The following is a 16,783-nucleotide window of genomic DNA, read 5'->3' on the forward strand; positions in this document are numbered from 1 at the left end:
GGGGGGGGGGGGGGGGGGGGGGGGGGGCCTGCGCCCCACCCCCCCCCCCGGGGCGGGGGGCCGGGGCTCCCCGGGGGGGGGGGGGGGGGCCCGGGGCCGGCCCCCCCCCCCCCCCACGGGTCTAACTCGGCGGGGGCGGCGGGGATGTCAGCTCCCCGCACGCCAGCTCGACCGCGAGCGTGTTCCCGGGTGGCGCGAGCGGGCACGCCCACGCCGGGTCGTACGCGCACGACGGGTTGTACGCGAAGTTGAGGTCCACGACCAGGGGCGCGTCGCCCTCGGGCAGGAGGGACGGGCCCGACCCCAGGTCCGCGCCCTTGATCGTGTCCAGCAGGTACCGCCCGCCGCCGTACGTCGCGGTCGACCGGTCCTTGACCGGCACGAACAGCCCGCCGCCGTACGACCGCAACGCCCACACGTCGAGCGACCCCAGGCCCGGGAGGTCGAGGCGCCCGACGCGCTCGAACGGCACCACGCCGTCGGTGCCCGTGGGGACGTCGAGGCGGGCGGCATCGGGGGTGCCGCGCGCAGGATCGGGCACGAGCAGCACCTCGAAGCGCAGCGCCGCGTCGTACGGGGCGACCGGGACCCCGGTGAAGGCGGGGCGGTTCTCGGGCAGGATCGGCGACGCCTGGTGCTCGGCCAGCAGGTCGTCGCGTGACGCGACCCAGTACTCGTGCGCGGCCGCGGGGTCCTCGACGGCCAGGTCGCGGACGTGCGCGTACAGGTGCTGGACGCGGCGGCGCCAGTCGACGACGTGCAGCTCGGTGATCATCTGGCCAGGGTGCCAGCCGGGACGTGCACCGGCACCCTCGCAGGCCGTGGCAGCGATGCTCAGTGCGCAACCCGCCATCGCGGACTCGTCCCCGACCTGCGGGAGACCATCACCGACGCGACGGCAAGAATCACCACTGCCGCGTTCGCGATGAGAGTGCCCGCCCAGGTCGTCGGCGGGATGCCGAGGGCGAAGCTGGCGGCGTTGAACACCGTGTGGCTGAGGATGCACAGGAACACTCCGTTCCTGCCCGACATTCGGAAGATCGCGCCGTAGAGGAAGCGGAACGCCATGATCTGGACCGCGAACATCCAGAAGTCGATCAGACCGGACTCGTGGTTCGTGCCGGGGATGAAGAACAGCGGTACGTGCCAGAGGAGCCAGATCACCCCGACCACCAGCGAGGACGTGAAGAATCCCCACCGTCGGTCGAGCTCGGGCTGCAGCCCGGTCATCCAGCCGGCCTCCTCCATGCCCCCGATGATGAGATTGCCCGGCAGCGACAGGAAGAACATGTACCACGGAAGCAGGTGCAACGAGGGGCCTGAGATCAGCAGGTGGAGAGAGAAGTACACCGCGAGCACCGAGAAGGCGAACAGGTACCCCGCCGGGCGACCCCGGGCGGAGAACACGACCCTCAGCCACTCCCGGGGACCCGAGACCCTGCGGTTCGCTCTCAGGACGACGTAGGAGGCGATCGCAGGCGAGAGGATATAGATCGAGAACGGCACGTTCGCCAGGAACTCGGGGACCGTGGTGACGACGTTGTTCACCTCGTAGCCAAAGCGGGACGCGAAGATCAGCCCGCCGGAGAAGCCGTAGGCGATCAGGAACGTGAGCGCTGTGAACTGCCGGGCGATTCGCGTGTCCGTCACCCCGCAACGATAGAGCCTGGCCCAGTCTCCCCAGGGAACCATCAGTCAGCACGAGACGAACCGACCTGCCGAACGATGCGCGTCGGGACGGAGCGAATCGGGTGTGATTCACCATCTTCACCGTGCCCCCCGAGACCGCGGCCTAGAAGGTCGGCAGGAGCCGCAGCCACCCGAACGTGTACCGGAACGGTGATCGGGGACGCTCAGCACTGGCCGGATGCTCAGTGGTGCAGCCGGTAGAACCGGAAAAAGCTGAACCCCTCGATCGGCAGCACCTCGACGCGCTCGAACCCGGCGTCGAGCGCGTACCGCTCGAGCGTCGCGGGCCGCATGACGGTGCCCGTGCCGACCGACGGCGAGGACGACAGGCCGTCCGGCAGGCACACGAACTGGCTGAAGCCGTACATGAGCCGCTCCACGTCGTCTCCTGGCGCGGCGAACTCCTCGGCGACGGCCTCGTCCATGACGACCACGGCGCCGTCGGGCAGGACGGCGCGCCGGACCGCGGACAGGACCTCGACCGGGCGCGGCATGTCGTGCGTGCACTCGAACGCGAAGGCCGCGTCGAGCGGCACGTCCGCAGGCAGGGTCGCGGCGTCCGCGGCGTGGAACGCCACGCGGTCCGCGACGCCCGCGGCCTGCGCGTTCGCGCGGGCCACGTCGACCGACGGGCCGTCGATGTCGTACCCGTCGAACCGGGCCTGCGGGTAGGCGCGCGCGAGCGCGACCGTCGACCACCCCGCCCCGCAGCCCACGTCCGCGACGCGCGCGGTGGGTCGCGACAGGACCGCGTGCAGGTCCGGTGCCCGGCCGAGCGCCCCCGCGAGCTCGTGCTCGAACCACGGCCGGTTGAGGTCCGCCTGCGCCTCGCGCGCGTCGGCACCGAGGCGCCCCCACGACACCCCGCCGCCGTCGCGGTACGCGTCGAGGAGCTCGTCGAACGTGCGCCCCACGGCCGCGAACAGCCGCGGCAGCGGCGCCACGTACGCGAGGCTGTGCTCGTCCGTCAGCACCTCGGCGGGGCCTGGCGGCAGGGCGTAGCGTCGCGTAGCGCCGCCCGGCACGCCCGACGGCGGAGCGTCGCCCTCCGGCCCACGTGTGGCGGGCGCCGCGAGCGTGAGGATCCCCGCGACCGCCTGGCCTTCCAGCCACTCGCGCGCGTACCTCTCCTGCGTGCCCGTCCGGGCCGCGAGCTCGGCCGAGGTCGCGGGGCCGTCGGCCGCGAGCGAGCGGTACCAGCCCAGCCGGTCGCCCAGGTAGACCGAGAAGACGTCGAGGGCGCCGAGCGCCGAGGCGAACAACCGCTCGGCGAACTCCTCGGCTCCCGGGCCCTCGCCCGTCGGGCCGCCGGGGGTGCCGGGGCCGCCGGGTTCGCTGAGCGGGACCTGCGCTGTCGTGGACATGACTGCTCCGTCCGTCGAGGACGCGGCGCTCGCGGTCGTCGTCGACGCGCGGACGCACGGACCACCTCCAGCGTAAATCCGTTGCGCCCCCGTGGGACCATGCACAGCATGCTGGTCACCCTCACGACGACCGCCGGTGCGCCGGCCGGGTCCGTCGAGCACGGAGCCCTTCTGGACGCGACCGACCTCGGGTACCTGCTGCACAAACATCCAGCGCGGGCCCAGTCGTTCGACCTGCCCGTCGGCACCGCGCACGTCTTCTACCCCGAGGCCGACGCCGCCCGCTGCACGGTCGCGCTGCTGCTCGAGGTCGACCCCGTGGGGATCGTGCGCAACAAGCGGTTCGGCGGGCGCGACGCCTTCTCCCTGGCCCAGTACGTCAACGACCGCCCCTACGCCGCGTCCTCGATGCTCGCGGTCGCGCTCGGCGCCGTGTTCCGCACCGCGATGACCGGACGCTGCGACGCGCGGCAGGCGCTCGCGGACGGCCCGGTCCCGCTCGAGATCCACGTCCCCGCGCTGCCCTGCCGCGGTGGTGCGCGGCTCGCCGAGCGCCTGTTCGAGCCCCTGGGCTGGACGGTCGAGGCGACGCCCGAGCCGCTCGACCCGACCGTGCCCGAGTGGGGCGACTCGCGCTACGTCGACCTGCGCCTGAGCGGCACGGTCCGCCTCGCCGACGCCCTGCACCACCTGTACGTCCTGCTGCCCGTGCTCGACGACGCCAAGCACTACTGGGTCACGGGCGACGAGGTCGACAAGCTGCTGCGCGCGGGCGCGGGATGGCTCGCCGAGCACCCCGAACGGGACCAGATCATGCGCCGCTACCTCGCGCACCAGCGACGGTACGTCGAGGACGCGACCGACCGGCTCGTGACGCTCGACGGCGTCGCGCCGCCAGAGGACGTCGCGTCACCAGAGGACGGCGCCGCCGAGGGCGACGTCCCCGCCGCGGGGAGCGACGCCGTCGGGACCACGGCGCCCACGCTCGCCCGGCAGCGCGCCGAGGCCGTGCTCGCGACGCTGCACGAGGTCGGGGCGAGCAGCGTCGTCGACCTCGGGTGCGGCGAGGGCGCGCTCCTGCGCCTGCTCGCCGCCGACCGCCGCTTCACGCGCGTGCTCGGCACCGACGTCGCTGCCCGCGAGCTCGAGAAGGCCGCGACCCGGCTGCGCCTGGAGGACGCGAGCGACGCCGAGCGCGAGCGCGTGCGGCTCGTGCAGTCCTCGCTCACCTACCGCGACGAGCGGATCGCGGGCTTCGACGCCGCGGTGCTCATGGAGGTGATCGAGCACGTCGACCCGCCCCGCCTGGGTGCGCTCGAACGGGTCGTGTTCGCCGAGGCGAGGCCGGGGACGGTCGTCGTCACGACGCCCAACGTCGAGTACAACGCGCTGTACCCGTCGCTCGAGGAGCACGGGCACCGGCACACCGACCACCGCTTCGAGTGGACGCGCGCCGAGCTCCAGGCCTGGGCCGACGGCGTCGCGCACCGCCACGGGTACGCCGTGACGTTCCGCGACGTCGGGCCGCAGGACGTGGGGCCGGGAGCGCTCGGGTCGCCGACCCAGATGGCGCTGTTCACACGATCGACGGAGGCAGGGGCATGACCGAGCAGCACGTGACCAGCGGGGAACCGCGCGTCCTGACCGTCCCCGAGCTCTCGCTCGTGGTGCTCGTCGGGGTGTCCGGGTCCGGGAAGTCGACGTTCGCGCGCGAGCGCTTCGCGCCGTTCGAGGCAGTCTCCTCGGACTTCTGCCGGGGACTCGTCTCGGGGGACGTCAACGACCAGTCGGCCACGGCCGCGGCGTTCGAGGTGCTCGAGACGATCGTGAGCAAGCGCCTGGAGGCCGGGCACCTGACGGTCGTCGACGCGACCAACGTCCAGTCCGCGGCGCGCAAGAACCTCGTCGCGCTCGCGCGGGCGCACGACGTCCTGCCCGTCGCGATCGTGCTCGACGTGCCCGAGTCGGTCGCGATCGAGCGCAACCGGTCGCGCCCCGACCGCGACTTCGGCGACCACGTCGTCAAGCGTCAGCGCCAGGCGCTGCGGGCCTCGCTCAAGGCGCTGAGCCGCGAGGGCTTCCGCAAGGTCCACGTGCTGCGCGGCGTCGACGAGATCGAGCACGCCACGATCTCCCGCGAGCCGCTGCTCAACGACCTGCGCGCCGAGACCGGGCCGTTCGACGCGATCGGCGACGTGCACGGCTGCCGCGCCGAGCTCGAGACCCTGCTCGCCGAGCTCGGCTACGTGATCGAGCGCGACGACGCCGGCCACCCGGTCGACGCCGCGCACCCCGCGGGACGTCGCGCGCTGTTCCTGGGTGACCTCGTCGACCGCGGGCCCGACTCGCCGGGCGTGCTGCGCCTCGTGATGGGCATGGTCCGGGCGGGTCACGCGCTCGCCGTCCCCGGCAACCACGAGCACAAGCTCGTGCGCGCTCTCTCGGGGCGCAACGTGACCGTCAGCCACGGGCTGGAGACGACGCTCGCGCAGCTCGCCGAGGAGCCCGAGGAGTTCCGCAAGGACGTCGAGACGTTCTGCCGCGACCTGGTCTCGCACCTCGTGCTCGACGGCGGGCGCCTCGTGGTCGCGCACGCGGGCCTCAAGGAGTCGTACCACGGGCGCGCGTCGGGCCGGGTGCGCAGCTTCGCGCTCTACGGCGACACGACGGGGGAGACCGACGAGTTCGGGCTGCCCGTGCGCTACCCGTGGGCGAACGAGTACCGCGGCCGGGCCATGGTGCTCTACGGGCACACGCCGACGCCCGAGGCCGAGTGGGTCAACAACACGATGTGCCTCGACACGGGCGTCGTGTTCGGCGGGAAGCTGTCGGCGCTGCGCTACCCGGAGAAGGAGCTCGTGTCCGTCCCCGCGGCCGAGGTCTACTACGAGCCGGCGCGCCCGTTCCTGCCGGCCGACGACGCTGAGGCCGCCGCGCGCCCGGCGCGCGAGCCCGACGTCCTCGACGTGACCGACGTGCTCGGCCGCCGGTCGGTCGTCACGGGCACGCGCGGGCGCATCACGATCCCCGAGGAGAACGCCGCCGGGGCGCTGGAGGTCATGAGCCGGTTCGCGACCGACCCGCGCGCGCTGCTCTACCTGCCGCCGACCATGAGCCCCGTCGCGACGTCGCAGCGTCCCGGCTACCTCGAGCACCCCGAGGACGCGTTCGCGGCGTACGCGGGCGACGCCGTCGGGCAGGTCGTGTGCGAGGAGAAGCACATGGGCTCGCGCGCCGTGGTGCTCGTGTGCCGCGAGGCGTACGGGGCCTCGGCCCGGCGCTTCGGGGTCGACGTGCAGCCGGGCGGGCGCGGGGTCGCGCACACGCGCACGGGTCGCCCGCTCTTCTCCGGGCCGACGGCGGAGGCTCTCCTCGAGCACGTCGCGAAGGCCCTCGACGGGGCCGGGGTGTGGGACGAGCTGGGCGCCGACTGGGTCCTGCTCGACGCCGAGATCCTGCCCTGGTCCGCGAAGGCCGACCAGCTCATCCGCGACCAGTACGCGAGCGTCGGGGCCGCGGCCCGGGCCGTCATGCCCGCGGCGCTCGCGGTGCTCGACGCGGCCGTGGCCCGCGGCGTGGACGTCGGGGACCTGCGAGCGCGCACGGCCTCGCGGGCCGAGGACACCGAGCGGTACACGCAGGCGTACCGGCGCTACCGCTGGCCCGTGGACGGCCTCGACGGCGTGCAGCTCGCGCCGTTCCAGGTGCTCGCGAGCGGGTCGGACGGGTCCGGGTCGCCGACCGGTACGACCTACGCGACCCGCGACCACCTGTGGCACCTGGGGGTCGCCGACCGGCTCGTCGAGGCCGACCCCGTGCTCTTCCGCGCGACGCGACGCCTCGTGGTCGACCTCGACGACGACGCCTCGCGGGCCCGCGGCGTCCGGTGGTGGGAGGAGATGACCGACGCGGGCGGCGAGGGCATGGTCGTCAAGCCGCTCGCCAACCTGGTGCGCGGCCCCAAGGGGCTCGTCCAGCCGGGGCTCAAGGTCCGCGGCCGTGAGTACCTGCGGATCATCTACGGCCCCGAGTACACCCAGGCGCACCACCTGGAGCGGCTCCGGGTCCGGTCGCTGGCGCGCAAGCAGTCGCTCGCGCTGCGCGAGTACGCGCTGGGGCTCGAGGCGGTCGAGCGCGTGGTCGGGGGCGAGCCGCTGTGGCGGGTCCACGAGGCCGTCTTCGCGGTGCTGGCCCTCGAGTCGGAGCCGGTCGACCCACGGCTCTAGCGACCTGTCGGAACGGGCGTGACCTCGAGGTCACGCCCGTTCCGACAGGTGTGCAGGGAAGTCGGCGGCCCCTGCCGCCGCGGGTCAGCCCAGCGTCGAGAACGAGCTCAGCGCGAGCGCCGAGAACAGCGCGATGGCCACGAGGACAGAGCCGGCGACGAGCCAGCCGTTCGCCCGCTCGGACGGGTCGGACGACGCGCCGGGGCGACGTTCCTGCGGGCGGGGCGCTCCGCCGTCGGGCCGTGTGGCGGGGGAGGAGCCCGCGGGGCGAGCCGACGAGCGCGCGCGGCGGGTCGTCGTGTCGTGGCCGCGGAGTGCGACGCGGATCGGCGTCGAGGTCGTGACCTGCGTGGTCATGGCTTCCTCCCCAGGAAAAGTTGGCCGCCCTCGCTGTCGCGGGGCGTACCACCAGTCTCTTCGGGGCGGGGGTGCGGGCACATCGGCCCTCCGAACCATCCTCGGCGGGGGCCTCGTCCTCCCGGAGGATGACGGGCGCCCGTCGGATGGGGGACATCCCTTCCGGGACGCCCCTGAGCCGGGGGCCGGGGTCAGCGCGGGGCGTTGCGCTGATGGTCGCTGCGCTGCAGGTAGCGAATCTCGCGGAAGCCTACCGCCACGGCGACGAGCAGCGGGAACCAGGCCCACGTGCGCCCTCTGAGCAGCGAGAACAGGCTCACGAGCCCCACGACGACGCACCCGAGCACGGTCAGCAGGCTCGCCCAGCGGATGGTCTTCATGCGGTCCTCGGCTTCTCGGTGGGGCTCGCGGGGGAAGGGGCGGGGGGCTGCGAGGAGGGCGCGAGCACGACGCCCTCGATGCTGCGGACCGCCATGCGCAGCGCGTCGCTGCGCGAGGTGCAGTCCTCGGTCACGACCGACCACGCGTTGAACAGGGTCCACCACAGCGTGCGCTGGTCCCACGAGATCGTGAGGCTCCGGTCGAACACGCCGTCCCGCTGCCCGCGCTCGAACAGGTCGCGCACGGGGCCCTCGGCGGTGTCGCTCTCCTGCCAGAACGCCTCGTCGTCGGCGAGCAACGGGTCGGCGAACAGCAGCATGTACCAGGGGCCGAGGTCGAAGTACTCGACCACGAGGCGACGCAGGGCGGTCACGGGACTGCCGTCGTCGAGCCGCGCCGCGAGGATCGCGGCGCGCGTGCGGTCGAGAGCCTCGGCGCCGACGGCGCGCATGAGGTCGGCGCGCTCGGGGAAGTAGCGGTGCAGCGTGCTGCGGCCGACCTGGGCGGCCTGGGCGACCTCGCCGAGGGACGCCGCCTGGTTCGAGCTGAACACCGAGACCGCGGCGTCGAGGATCGCGCGCCGTGTCCGGGCGCGCGCGCCCGTGGCGGGGGCGTCGGACGGAGCGCCGGCGCTCGCCTCGCCCGGTGCGGCGGCGGTGTCGCTTGCTGTCACGTGCTCAGCGTAGCCGCCATCTCGTGGGACGCCCCTTGTCTAAAATGGGACAGCCATGTTCCACTGGAACATGGCCGACACCGATCCCGCGCCGACGACCGAGCCGACCCCGGCGACACCGACCGCTCAGGCGACCGAAGGCGCGGAGAACCCGCCCACGGAGCCCAAGGGGCCGCTGCTCCCACGCCTCAAGATCCTCTGGACGTTCGTCACCCCCCACCGCAGGACGCTCGCCGTCGGGCTCGCGCTGGGCCTCGGGACGACGGCCGCGAGCCTCGCGACCCCCATGGTCACCAAGGCCGTGCTCGACACCCTGGGTACCGGCGCCTCGCTCGTCCCGGCCGTGAGCCTGCTGATCGGCCTGCTCGTCGTGGGCCTCGTGCTGGGGATGTGGCAGTGGATCCTGCTGGGCGCGCTCGCCGAGCGCGTCGTGCTCGACGCGCGCACCTCGATGGTCCGCCGCTTCTTCCGGGCCAAGGTCGGGGCGCTCGGGTCGCGCCCCACGGGCGAGCTCGTCACGCGCGTCACCTCGGACACGGTCCTGCTGCGCGAGGCCGCGTCGTCGAGCATCGTGAGCCTCGTCAACGGCGTCGTGAGCCTGGTCGGCACCGTCGTCCTCATGGCCGTGCTCGACATGGTGCTGCTCGGGACCACGCTCGCCGCGATCGTCGTCATCGGCATCCTCGTCGGTCTCCTGATGCCGCGGATCGCCAAGGCCCAGGAGCAGGCGCAGGAGTCCCTCGGCCGGCTGGGCGGCGTCCTCGAGGGCGGTCTGCGGGCCCTGCGGACCATCAAGGCGAGTCGCGCCGAGGAGCGCCAGATCGACCGCGTCGTCGCCGACGCCCAGGACTCCGCGCGCCACAACCTCAAGGCCGTGCGCACCGGGGCCGTCGCGTGGACCATCGCAGGCGGAGGCATCCAGCTCGCGATCATCGTGATCCTCGCGCTCGGCGCGTGGCGCGTCGACCAGGGCCTCCTCGCGGTCTCGAGCCTCGTCGCGTTCCTGCTCTACGCGTTCCAGATCGTCGACCCCGTCACGACCCTCACGCAGAACGTCACCGAGCTCCAGGCCGGCATCGCGGCCGCTGGCCGCATCCGCGAGGTCGAGGCCATCGAGACGGAGGAGCCCGGGCGCACCTCGGGCGCGCCCGGGCCAGGTGCTGCGGGGAGCCGCGTGCCGTCGTCGGGCACGGGGACCTCGCTGCCCGACGGCGCCGCGCACCACCCGCCGCACCTCGCCGACGCGTCGGGCGAGCCGCCCGTGCTCGCGTTCCAGGACGTCGCAGCGCGCTACCTCCCCGGCGGCGAGCCCGTCGTCCGTGACCTGACGTTCGAGGTGCCGCGACGGGGGCAGGTCGCGATCGTCGGCCCGTCGGGCGCCGGGAAGACCACGACCTTCTCGCTGCTCCTGCGCTTCCTCCAGCCCGAGTCCGGGACCCTGCTGCTCGACGGCCGCCCGTACTCGGACTACACGTTCGACGAGGTGCGCGCACGCATCGCGTACGTCGAGCAGGAGACACCCGTCGTGCCCGGGACGATCCGCGAGAACCTCCAGCTCTCCGACCCCGACGCGTCCGAGGACGCCATGTGGGACGCGCTCGCCAAGGTGCGCCTCGACGCCAAGGTGCGTTCGCTCGCCGACGGGCTCGACACGTCGCTCGTCGGGACCACGGTCTCGGGCGGTGAACGCCAGCGCGTCGCCCTCGCCCGCGCGGTGCTGCACGCGCCAGAGGTCCTGCTGCTCGACGAGGCCACGGCTCAGGTCGACGGCCTCACCGAGGCCGCGGTCCACGCCGTGATCGAGGACCTGTCGCGCGACCGCGCCGTCGTGACGATCGCGCACCGGCTCTCGACCGTGATCGACGCCGACCAGATCCTCGTCATGGAGGACGGGCGCGTGCGGGCGCGCGGCACGCACGCCGAGCTGCTCGCGGCGGACGAGCTGTACCGCGACCTCGTGGCCGCGCTGCGGATCTCGACCGAGGCGCGGACGGACGAGGAGGCGACCGTCGGTCAGGCGGCCCGCGACCAGGCCGAGGCGGAGACGCCCGCGGGCGCCGAGGTGCGCTGAGGCCCGTCAGCGGCGCGCCGTTCAGCCGAGCTGCGCGAGCCCCTCGACGGCGATCTTCTCGAACGTCGCCTGGTCGGCCGCGAACTGCGAGCCGGCGATGGGCCAGTGCAGGACGATCTCCGTGATCCCCTGCTCGCGGTAGGCGTTCGCGGCATCGACGAACGCGTCGACCGAGTCGAGCGGCCGGTCCGGCGTGAAGCCTGTCAGGAGGATGCGCTCGATGCTGCCGGGGTCGCGCCCGGCCTCCGTGCACGTCGCCTCGAGCCGGGACACCTGGGCGCCGACCGCGGCGCGCGACGCGGCAGGTGTCCCGTCCTCGCCGACGGCGCCGTCGCCCGTCGTGACCCACGCCTGCCCGTAGCGGGCGGCCAGCCGCAGCCCGCGGGGCCCGGTCGCGGCGATCGCGAACGGGATGCGCGGTTCCTGGACCGGGCCGGGGATCGTCCGGGCCTCGTGCGCACGGTAGTGCCCCTCGTCGTGCGTGACGACGGGCTCGGTCAGCAGGCGGTCGAGCAGCGCGGTGAAGTCCCGCAGCCGGTCCGCCCGCTCGCGCGCCGACCATCCCTCGCCTCCCAGGACCGTCGCGTCGAAGCCCGTGGTGCCGGCGCCGAGCCCGAGCGTGATCCGGCCACCCGACAGGTCGTCGAGGGTCATGAGGTCCTTGGCGAGCGTCACGGGCTCGCGGAAGTTCGGCGAGGTCACGAGGGTCCCGAGCCGCATCCGCTCGGTGAGCCCGGCCGCCGCCGCGAGCGTGGGGACCGCACCGAACCACGGGCCGTCACGGAAGTTCCGCCACGACAGGTGGTCGTACGTGTAGGCCGCGTGGAAGCCCAGGTCCTCTGCGCGGCGCCAGACGTCGCGCCCCTCGGACCAGCGGTAGATCGGCAGGATCACGGTGCTCAGTCGCATGGTCCGACCCTACGTGCCCGTGGGCCGCGCGTCCCGGCTCGAACCGGACCGCGGACCTGTGATGTGCTGTCCGGAGTCCGCTCACGCACCACCGGAGGTCCCCATGGCTGTCGTCGTCAACGTGTCCCACCGCTTCCCGCGCACCGGCTCGCGCGCCGAGCAGCTCGCGGTGGTCCGGGGCGACTGGCCCGTGCCCGAGGTCGACAACCCCGAGGCGTTCGCGGACTCCGACGACGCGCAGGAGCTCCTCGACGCGGCGGACGTGCTGATCGCCGCGGCGGGCAACGAGGTCGTCGACGTCCAGCGCATCACGGGGCTCCAGGTCGACGAGGGCGGGCACGTGCGTTTCGAGACGGTCGACGAGCCGGTCCTCGTGGGGATGATCGGGCAGCGCCTGCGGCCGGGGGCGGCCTGGGAGCCGGGGGAGAGCTGGCCCGTGAAGCTCGCCGACGCCGCGGGGGCCGTGAGCGGGTACCTCGAGCTCGTCGGGGAGGCGGCCCGGGGGGAGGGCGAGCCAGCGCCCGCCGACTCACCGGACGCCGCGGACGCGGCGGCGGGCGACCTGTCCGACGACCTCGAGCTCGGCGGGTTCCGCCTGGTCCTGGGCGTCGACGGGAACCTCGTGGTCACGGCCCCGGCGGGGCGTTCGGTGACCGTGCTCGCCACGCACGAGGGGTGAGCCGAGGCGTGCGGGAGCGCGACCACGGCACCCTGCGCGGCATGGCAGGGTGGAGGCCATGACGATCGACCTCCGCATCTTCACCGAGCCCCAGCAGGGCGCCACCTACGACGACATCCTCGCGGTCGCACGAGCGACGGAAGAGCTCGACTTCGACGCGTTCTTCCGCTCCGACCACTACCTCGTCATGGGAGACGGTGACGGGCTGCCCGGACCGACCGACGCCTGGACCACGCTCGCGGGCCTCGCACGTGAGACGAGCCGCATCCGCCTGGGCACGCTCGTGTCGTCGGCGACGTTCCGGCACCCGGGCGTCCTCGCGATCCAGGTCGCGCAGGTGGACCAGATGTCGGGCGGTCGCGTCGAGCTGGGCCTGGGCGCGGGCTGGTTCCCGCAGGAGCACTCGGCGTACGGCATCCCGTTCCCGGCCAAGCGGTTCGGGATCCTCGAGGAGCAGCTCGCGGTGATCACCGGCCTGTGGGAGACGCCCGTGGGGGAGCGGTTCGACTTCGCGGGCGAGCACTACACGCTCAAGGACTCCCCGGCGCTGCCCAAGCCCGCGCAGTCCCGCGTGCCGGTCGTCGTGGGCGGGCACGGACCGCGTCGCACGCCGGCGCTCGCGGCGCGCTACGCGACCGAGTTCAACGTGGCGTTCCCCGACCCGGGCGTGCTGGGCGACCGCATCGAGAACGTGCGCGTGGTGTGCCAGGACGCGGGCCGCGACCCCGACGACCTGATCTACTCGGCGGCGTTCGTGGTGTGCGTGGGCAAGGACGAGGCCGAGTTCCGGCGTCGCGCCGAGGCGATCGGCCGCGACCCCGAGGAGCTGCGCACGAACGGCATCGCGGGTACGCCCGCCGAGGCCGCGGACAAGCTCGCCGCCGCGAGCGAGCAGGGCGCGACGCGCTTCTACCTGCAGGTCCTGGACCTCGCGGACCTCGACCACCTCGAGCTGGTCGCGCGCGAGGTCAAGCCGCAGCTGAGCTGAGCGCACCCTCCTGCCCGACGGCGGAGCGCACCTTCTTCCCGAGGGTGCGCTCCGCCGTCGGGAGTCCTGGGAGGTAGGTGGTGAGGCGGGCGCGAGGGGGGCGCCGGGCCGGGGCCGTGGGACGTGGCTGTCCACGACGTACCGGTCGGTAACGGAGGCTGCGTGCGCGGCAGTACCCTTCCCTTCGGCACTTCACCAAAACTTCACGAACGGAGCCCCCCATGGCAGCACTCGGCTGGAAGATCCACGGAGACGGGAAGCGCGTCGAGCCCGGCGCCGTGGTCAGCACCGACGAGCGCCTGAGCTGGCCCCGCACGATCGGGATCGGCATGCAGCACGTCGTCGCGATGTTCGGCGCGACGTTCCTCGTCCCGCTCCTGACGGGCTTCTCGCCCGCCACGACGCTGTTCTTCTCGGCGATCGGGACCATCGGGTTCCTGCTCATCACGCGCAACCGGCTCCCCAGCTACCTCGGGTCGAGCTTCGCCTTCATCGCTCCCATCACCGCGGCGACCGCCTCCGGGGGGCAGTCGGTCGCCGTCGGCGGGATCCTGGTGACGGGTGTCGTGCTCGCGCTCATCGGCGTCGTGGTGCACTTCGCGGGACCGCGCTGGATCGACCTCACGATGCCGCCCATCGTGACCGGCACGATCGTCGCGCTCATCGGCCTCAACCTGGCGCCCGCGGCGTGGAACAACTTCCAGCAGTTCCCCGTCACGGCCGTCGTCACGCTGGCCTCGATCATCCTCATCACGGTCCTCTTCAAGGGGATCATCGGACGCCTCGCGATCCTGCTCGGCGTGATCGTCGGGTACATCACGGCGACGATCCGCAGCGAGGTCGACTTCGCGCCCGTCGCCAAGGCGGCCTGGCTCGGCCTGCCCGAGTTCGTGACCCCCACGTTCGACGTCGCCGTGCTCGGCCTGTTCGTCCCGGTCGTGCTCGTGCTCGTCGCGGAGAACGTCGGCCACGTGAAGTCCGTCGCGGCCATGACGGGCAAGAACCTCGACGACCTCACTGGTCGCGCGCTCTTCGCCGACGGCCTCGCGACGACGTTCGCGGGCATCGGCGGCGGCTCGGGCACCACGACGTACGCCGAGAACATCGGTGTCATGGCAGCAACGCGCGTCTACTCGACCGCGGCCTACTGGGTCGCGGGCGCCACGGCCCTGGTGCTGAGCATGTCGCCCAAGTTCGGAGCGCTCATCGCGACCATCCCCGCGGGTGTCCTGGGCGGGGCGACGACCATGCTCTACGGCATGATCGGCATCCTCGGTGCGCGCATCTGGGTGCAGAACAAGGTCGACTTCTCCGACCCGGTCAACCTGACCACGGCGGCCGTCCCGCTCGTCGTCGGCATCGCGAACTTCACGTGGGTCATCGGCGACGTGACGTTCGAGGGCATCGCGCTGGGTACGGCGTCGGCCCTCGTGATCTACCACCTCATGCGCAACATCGCCCGGTGGCGCGGGACGTCCCAGGAGCCCGCGAGCCCGGCGTCGGTGCCGGGCGGCACGGAGATGGCGGACCGCTGACCCTGCTGTCGGACGCGAGGTCGGTCAGGCACCCTCTGACCGGCCTCGCGTCCGGGCACCCCGAGACCGGTCGGCCCTAGAGCTTGAGCCCCAGCACGTAGCCCTCGTCGGTCGGGACCCGTTCGAGGCCGAGGTGCTCGTAGAAGCCGATCGCCGACGTGTTCGTCTCCGAGACGCCCAGGTGGACCCCTTGGACACCACGCTTCCGGAGCGCGTCGAAGAGCACCTCGAGCAGACGACGCCCGTTTCCCCCGCCCTGGGCCGCGGGCAGCAGGTCCACGTGGAGGTGGGCGGGGAAGAGGTCGAGCACCTCACGGTCCGCCGTCGACGGAGAGTGCATGGCGTGCACCAGGCACGCGTCGTCCGTGTCCGCGGGGAAGGAGTCGACCGGGTAGCGGGCGCGCAGGGCCGGCCACCAGTCCCGCGCACAGCGTTCCTCGAACGCCGCCGTGTCCACCGTGCCGACGACGTACCCGAGCGCACCCGACCCGTCGTCGACCACGAACGCGAGCTCCGGCTCGAACGCCAGGTACGCCCCGAGGTAGATCTCGCCGAGCAGTCGGGGGTCGCGATACCTCGCCGTGGCGTCGCCGCCGTCAGCACCGGTCCGCAGGCAGATGTCGTACAGACGGTCGACCTCGCGGGGGTCGGTGGTGCGAGCAGGGCGGATCGGGAGGGAGACCATCGTGTGCCGGACCGTTCGAGAGCAGGGAGAAGAAGGCGCCGCGCCCAGACAGTAGTCGCGAACCCGGCTCAGGGCCACCGGTGCATGTGCGCTGCCGCGGAGTGCGTCAGCCTCCGACGGTGGGGGCCTCGTCGGCAGGGTCGACGTCGGCGGGGGCCTCTTCGGCGGGCGGCGTCGGCGGGACGTAGGCCGCCTGCGGCGTGATGGTCTCGACCCCGACGCACTTCGCCGGGTTCACCAGCGGCACCGCAGGGTCGACCACCACGAGCTCCTCGTCCACGAGGTTCACGAAGTTCTCGCCCAGCACGAGGTCGACGCTGGTGTCGGGCCGGTCGTCGAGGACGAGCACAGGGTCCTGGTAGTGGGCGGCGAGCGTGTACGCCTGGGCGATCCCGGTCACACCGAACGAGATCTGGGTGGTGCGCTGCGTCGTGTTCTTCCCCTCGGGGGTCTGCAGGTCACCGACCGTGGCGACGGTGAACCCACGGCTCTCGAGGATCTGCTCGTTGGCTGCGGCCATCCCACCCTTGCCCGAGGCGTTGAAGATCCGGACCTGCACCTCGCCGTAGGGGGTCGGCAGGGTGCCTTCAGCCAGGCAGGGAGCCTTCACGTCGGCGATCGCGTCGTCGACCTTGGGCGAGCTGAAGGTACGGTCGAACGGCGGTTCGACGGCACCCGTGTAGACGGCGAGGGCGCCGATGCCGGTGATAGCCAGGAAGGCGACGAGCAGCCCGAAGACCACGGCCTGTCGCTCGTGCATGTGCCGTCGACGGACGGATCGAGAGGGATCGGAGCCGGGCTGCGTGGTCACGCCAGAAACCTACCCGACCGAGGGGGCGTTGAGCATGAGCACACGAGCGTGCAGGATGGCCCGCTGCTGCAGTGCTGCGCGGACCGCCCGGTGCAGACCGTCCTCGAGATAGAGCACCCCCTGGTACTCCACGACGTGCGCGAAGAGGTCACCATAGAACGTCGAGTCCTCCGAGAGCAGGTTGTCGAGGTTCAAGGTCCGTTTGGTCGTCACGAGCTCGTCGAGCCGTACCTGCCGGGGCGGGACGCTCGACCAGTCCTTGGGCGTGACCAACCCGTGATCCGGATACGGGCGCCCGTCACCCACGGCCTTGAAGATCATGCGGGCCAGTCTAGGGGGAGGCCTCGGCGCGGTGCTGCGGATCGCGTCCCGGTGCCCCACAACTCCACAGGCCCCGCACATCCGACCCTCACCA

At 73.0% G+C, this 16,783-nt stretch carries 16 protein-coding genes; 6 read left to right on the plus strand and 10 right to left on the minus strand.

Going from position 1 to position 16,783, the window contains the following annotated elements; genetic code table 11:
* Nucleotides 1–121: 121 nt before the first annotated feature.
* From WFH32_RS17740 to WFH32_RS17750, 3 genes are all read right to left on the minus strand, one after another.
* A complete protein-coding gene (locus tag WFH32_RS17740; protein ID WP_336708635.1) occupies nt 122–775 on the minus strand; it encodes a DUF1684 domain-containing protein in 654 nt (217 codons plus the stop codon).
* Nucleotides 776–834: 59 nt separating this feature from the next.
* Nucleotides 835–1,650 carry a CPBP family intramembrane glutamic endopeptidase gene (locus tag WFH32_RS17745; RefSeq protein ID WP_336708637.1) on the minus strand — a complete coding sequence of 272 codons (816 nt, stop codon included), beginning with the start codon at nt 1,648–1,650 and terminating at the stop codon, nt 835–837.
* 221 nt (nt 1,651–1,871) lie between these two features.
* On the minus strand, nt 1,872–3,053 hold the full coding sequence (locus WFH32_RS17750) for a class I SAM-dependent methyltransferase (RefSeq protein WP_336708639.1): 1,182 nt from the start codon (nt 3,051–3,053) through the stop codon (nt 1,872–1,874).
* A gap of 108 nt (nt 3,054–3,161) precedes the next feature.
* Here WFH32_RS17750 and WFH32_RS17755 point away from each other — a divergent pair, with 108 nt between their 5' ends.
* Nucleotides 3,162–4,658, plus strand: a complete 1,497-nt coding sequence (locus tag WFH32_RS17755) for a 3' terminal RNA ribose 2'-O-methyltransferase Hen1 (RefSeq protein WP_336708641.1) — start codon at nt 3,162–3,164, stop codon at nt 4,656–4,658.
* Complete coding sequence (locus WFH32_RS17760; protein WP_336708642.1) at nt 4,655–7,279, plus strand: polynucleotide kinase-phosphatase; 2,625 nt, start codon at nt 4,655–4,657, stop codon at nt 7,277–7,279. Before WFH32_RS17755 ends, WFH32_RS17760 begins: the two co-directional genes overlap by 4 nt.
* Before the next feature lie 84 nt (nt 7,280–7,363).
* On the opposite strand, the gene WFH32_RS17765 is transcribed toward WFH32_RS17760, so the two are convergent.
* From WFH32_RS17765 to WFH32_RS17775, 3 genes are all read right to left on the minus strand, one after another.
* Nucleotides 7,364–7,636 (minus strand): hypothetical protein, encoded by a 273-nt coding sequence (locus tag WFH32_RS17765; RefSeq protein ID WP_191796321.1) that lies wholly within the window; start codon nt 7,634–7,636, stop codon nt 7,364–7,366.
* Nucleotides 7,637–7,827: 191 nt separating this feature from the next.
* Complete coding sequence (locus WFH32_RS17770) at nt 7,828–8,016, minus strand: hypothetical protein (protein WP_336708645.1); 189 nt, start codon at nt 8,014–8,016, stop codon at nt 7,828–7,830.
* Nucleotides 8,013–8,690, minus strand: a complete 678-nt coding sequence (locus tag WFH32_RS17775; RefSeq protein ID WP_336708647.1) for a TetR/AcrR family transcriptional regulator — start codon at nt 8,688–8,690, stop codon at nt 8,013–8,015. Before WFH32_RS17775 ends, WFH32_RS17770 begins: the two co-directional genes overlap by 4 nt.
* A gap of 55 nt (nt 8,691–8,745) precedes the next feature.
* Here WFH32_RS17775 and WFH32_RS17780 point away from each other — a divergent pair, with 55 nt between their 5' ends.
* Nucleotides 8,746–10,761 carry an ABC transporter ATP-binding protein gene (locus WFH32_RS17780; protein WP_336708649.1) on the plus strand — a complete coding sequence of 672 codons (2,016 nt, stop codon included), beginning with the start codon at nt 8,746–8,748 and terminating at the stop codon, nt 10,759–10,761.
* Nucleotides 10,762–10,782: 21 nt separating this feature from the next.
* Here the strand turns inward: WFH32_RS17780 and WFH32_RS17785 are convergent, their stop codons facing one another.
* Nucleotides 10,783–11,670 carry an LLM class flavin-dependent oxidoreductase gene (locus tag WFH32_RS17785; protein WP_191796323.1) on the minus strand — a complete coding sequence of 296 codons (888 nt, stop codon included), beginning with the start codon at nt 11,668–11,670 and terminating at the stop codon, nt 10,783–10,785.
* 103 nt (nt 11,671–11,773) lie between these two features.
* On the opposite strand from WFH32_RS17785, the gene WFH32_RS17790 reads away from it, so the two are divergent.
* The 3 genes from WFH32_RS17790 (at nt 11,774) to WFH32_RS17800 (ending at nt 14,872) form a co-directional block, all read left to right on the plus strand.
* Nucleotides 11,774–12,349, plus strand: a complete 576-nt coding sequence (locus tag WFH32_RS17790) for a hypothetical protein (protein ID WP_336708650.1) — start codon at nt 11,774–11,776, stop codon at nt 12,347–12,349.
* A gap of 64 nt (nt 12,350–12,413) precedes the next feature.
* Nucleotides 12,414–13,337, plus strand: a complete 924-nt coding sequence (locus WFH32_RS17795; protein WP_191796389.1) for an LLM class F420-dependent oxidoreductase — start codon at nt 12,414–12,416, stop codon at nt 13,335–13,337.
* Nucleotides 13,338–13,558: 221 nt separating this feature from the next.
* A complete protein-coding gene (locus WFH32_RS17800) occupies nt 13,559–14,872 on the plus strand; it encodes a uracil-xanthine permease family protein (protein ID WP_191796325.1) in 1,314 nt (437 codons plus the stop codon).
* Between the two features lie 76 nt (nt 14,873–14,948).
* Here the strand turns inward: WFH32_RS17800 and WFH32_RS17805 are convergent, their stop codons facing one another.
* The 3 genes from WFH32_RS17805 to WFH32_RS17815 form a co-directional block, all read right to left on the minus strand.
* Nucleotides 14,949–15,557 (minus strand): GNAT family N-acetyltransferase, encoded by a 609-nt coding sequence (locus WFH32_RS17805; protein WP_336708652.1) that lies wholly within the window; start codon nt 15,555–15,557, stop codon nt 14,949–14,951.
* Nucleotides 15,558–15,663: 106 nt separating this feature from the next.
* Entirely contained in the window at nt 15,664–16,368 is a 705-nt protein-coding gene (locus WFH32_RS17810) for a LytR C-terminal domain-containing protein (protein ID WP_191796327.1), read from the minus strand.
* 9 nt (nt 16,369–16,377) lie between these two features.
* Complete coding sequence (locus WFH32_RS17815) at nt 16,378–16,689, minus strand: type II toxin-antitoxin system VapB family antitoxin (RefSeq protein WP_138822644.1); 312 nt, start codon at nt 16,687–16,689, stop codon at nt 16,378–16,380.
* Nucleotides 16,690–16,783 lie beyond the last annotated feature (94 nt).

The organism is Oerskovia sp. USHLN155 (assembly GCF_037145535.1).
Taxonomy (GTDB): domain Bacteria; phylum Actinomycetota; class Actinomycetes; order Actinomycetales; family Cellulomonadaceae; genus Oerskovia; species Oerskovia rustica.

Bases quoted from the DNA above. Each gene is read 5' to 3' on its own strand.
- WFH32_RS17740 (WP_336708635.1), bottom strand. From the start codon at position 775: ATGATCACCGAGCTGCACGTCGTCGACTGGCGCCGCCGCGTCCAGCAC.
- WFH32_RS17750 (WP_336708639.1), bottom strand. From the start codon at position 3,053: ATGTCCACGACAGCGCAGGTCCCGCTCAGCGAACCCGGCGGCCCCGGC.
- WFH32_RS17755 (WP_336708641.1), top strand. From the start codon at position 3,162: ATGCTGGTCACCCTCACGACGACCGCCGGTGCGCCGGCCGGGTCCGTC.
- WFH32_RS17760 (WP_336708642.1), top strand. From the start codon at position 4,655: ATGACCGAGCAGCACGTGACCAGCGGGGAACCGCGCGTCCTGACCGTC.
- WFH32_RS17765 (WP_191796321.1), bottom strand. From the start codon at position 7,636: ATGACCACGCAGGTCACGACCTCGACGCCGATCCGCGTCGCACTCCGC.
- WFH32_RS17770 (WP_336708645.1), bottom strand. From the start codon at position 8,016: ATGAAGACCATCCGCTGGGCGAGCCTGCTGACCGTGCTCGGGTGCGTC.
- WFH32_RS17780 (WP_336708649.1), top strand. From the start codon at position 8,746: ATGTTCCACTGGAACATGGCCGACACCGATCCCGCGCCGACGACCGAG.
- WFH32_RS17785 (WP_191796323.1), bottom strand. From the start codon at position 11,670: ATGCGACTGAGCACCGTGATCCTGCCGATCTACCGCTGGTCCGAGGGG.
- WFH32_RS17790 (WP_336708650.1), top strand. From the start codon at position 11,774: ATGGCTGTCGTCGTCAACGTGTCCCACCGCTTCCCGCGCACCGGCTCG.
- WFH32_RS17800 (WP_191796325.1), top strand. From the start codon at position 13,559: ATGGCAGCACTCGGCTGGAAGATCCACGGAGACGGGAAGCGCGTCGAG.
- WFH32_RS17805 (WP_336708652.1), bottom strand. From the start codon at position 15,557: ATGGTCTCCCTCCCGATCCGCCCTGCTCGCACCACCGACCCCCGCGAG.
- WFH32_RS17815 (WP_138822644.1), bottom strand. From the start codon at position 16,689: ATGATCTTCAAGGCCGTGGGTGACGGGCGCCCGTATCCGGATCACGGG.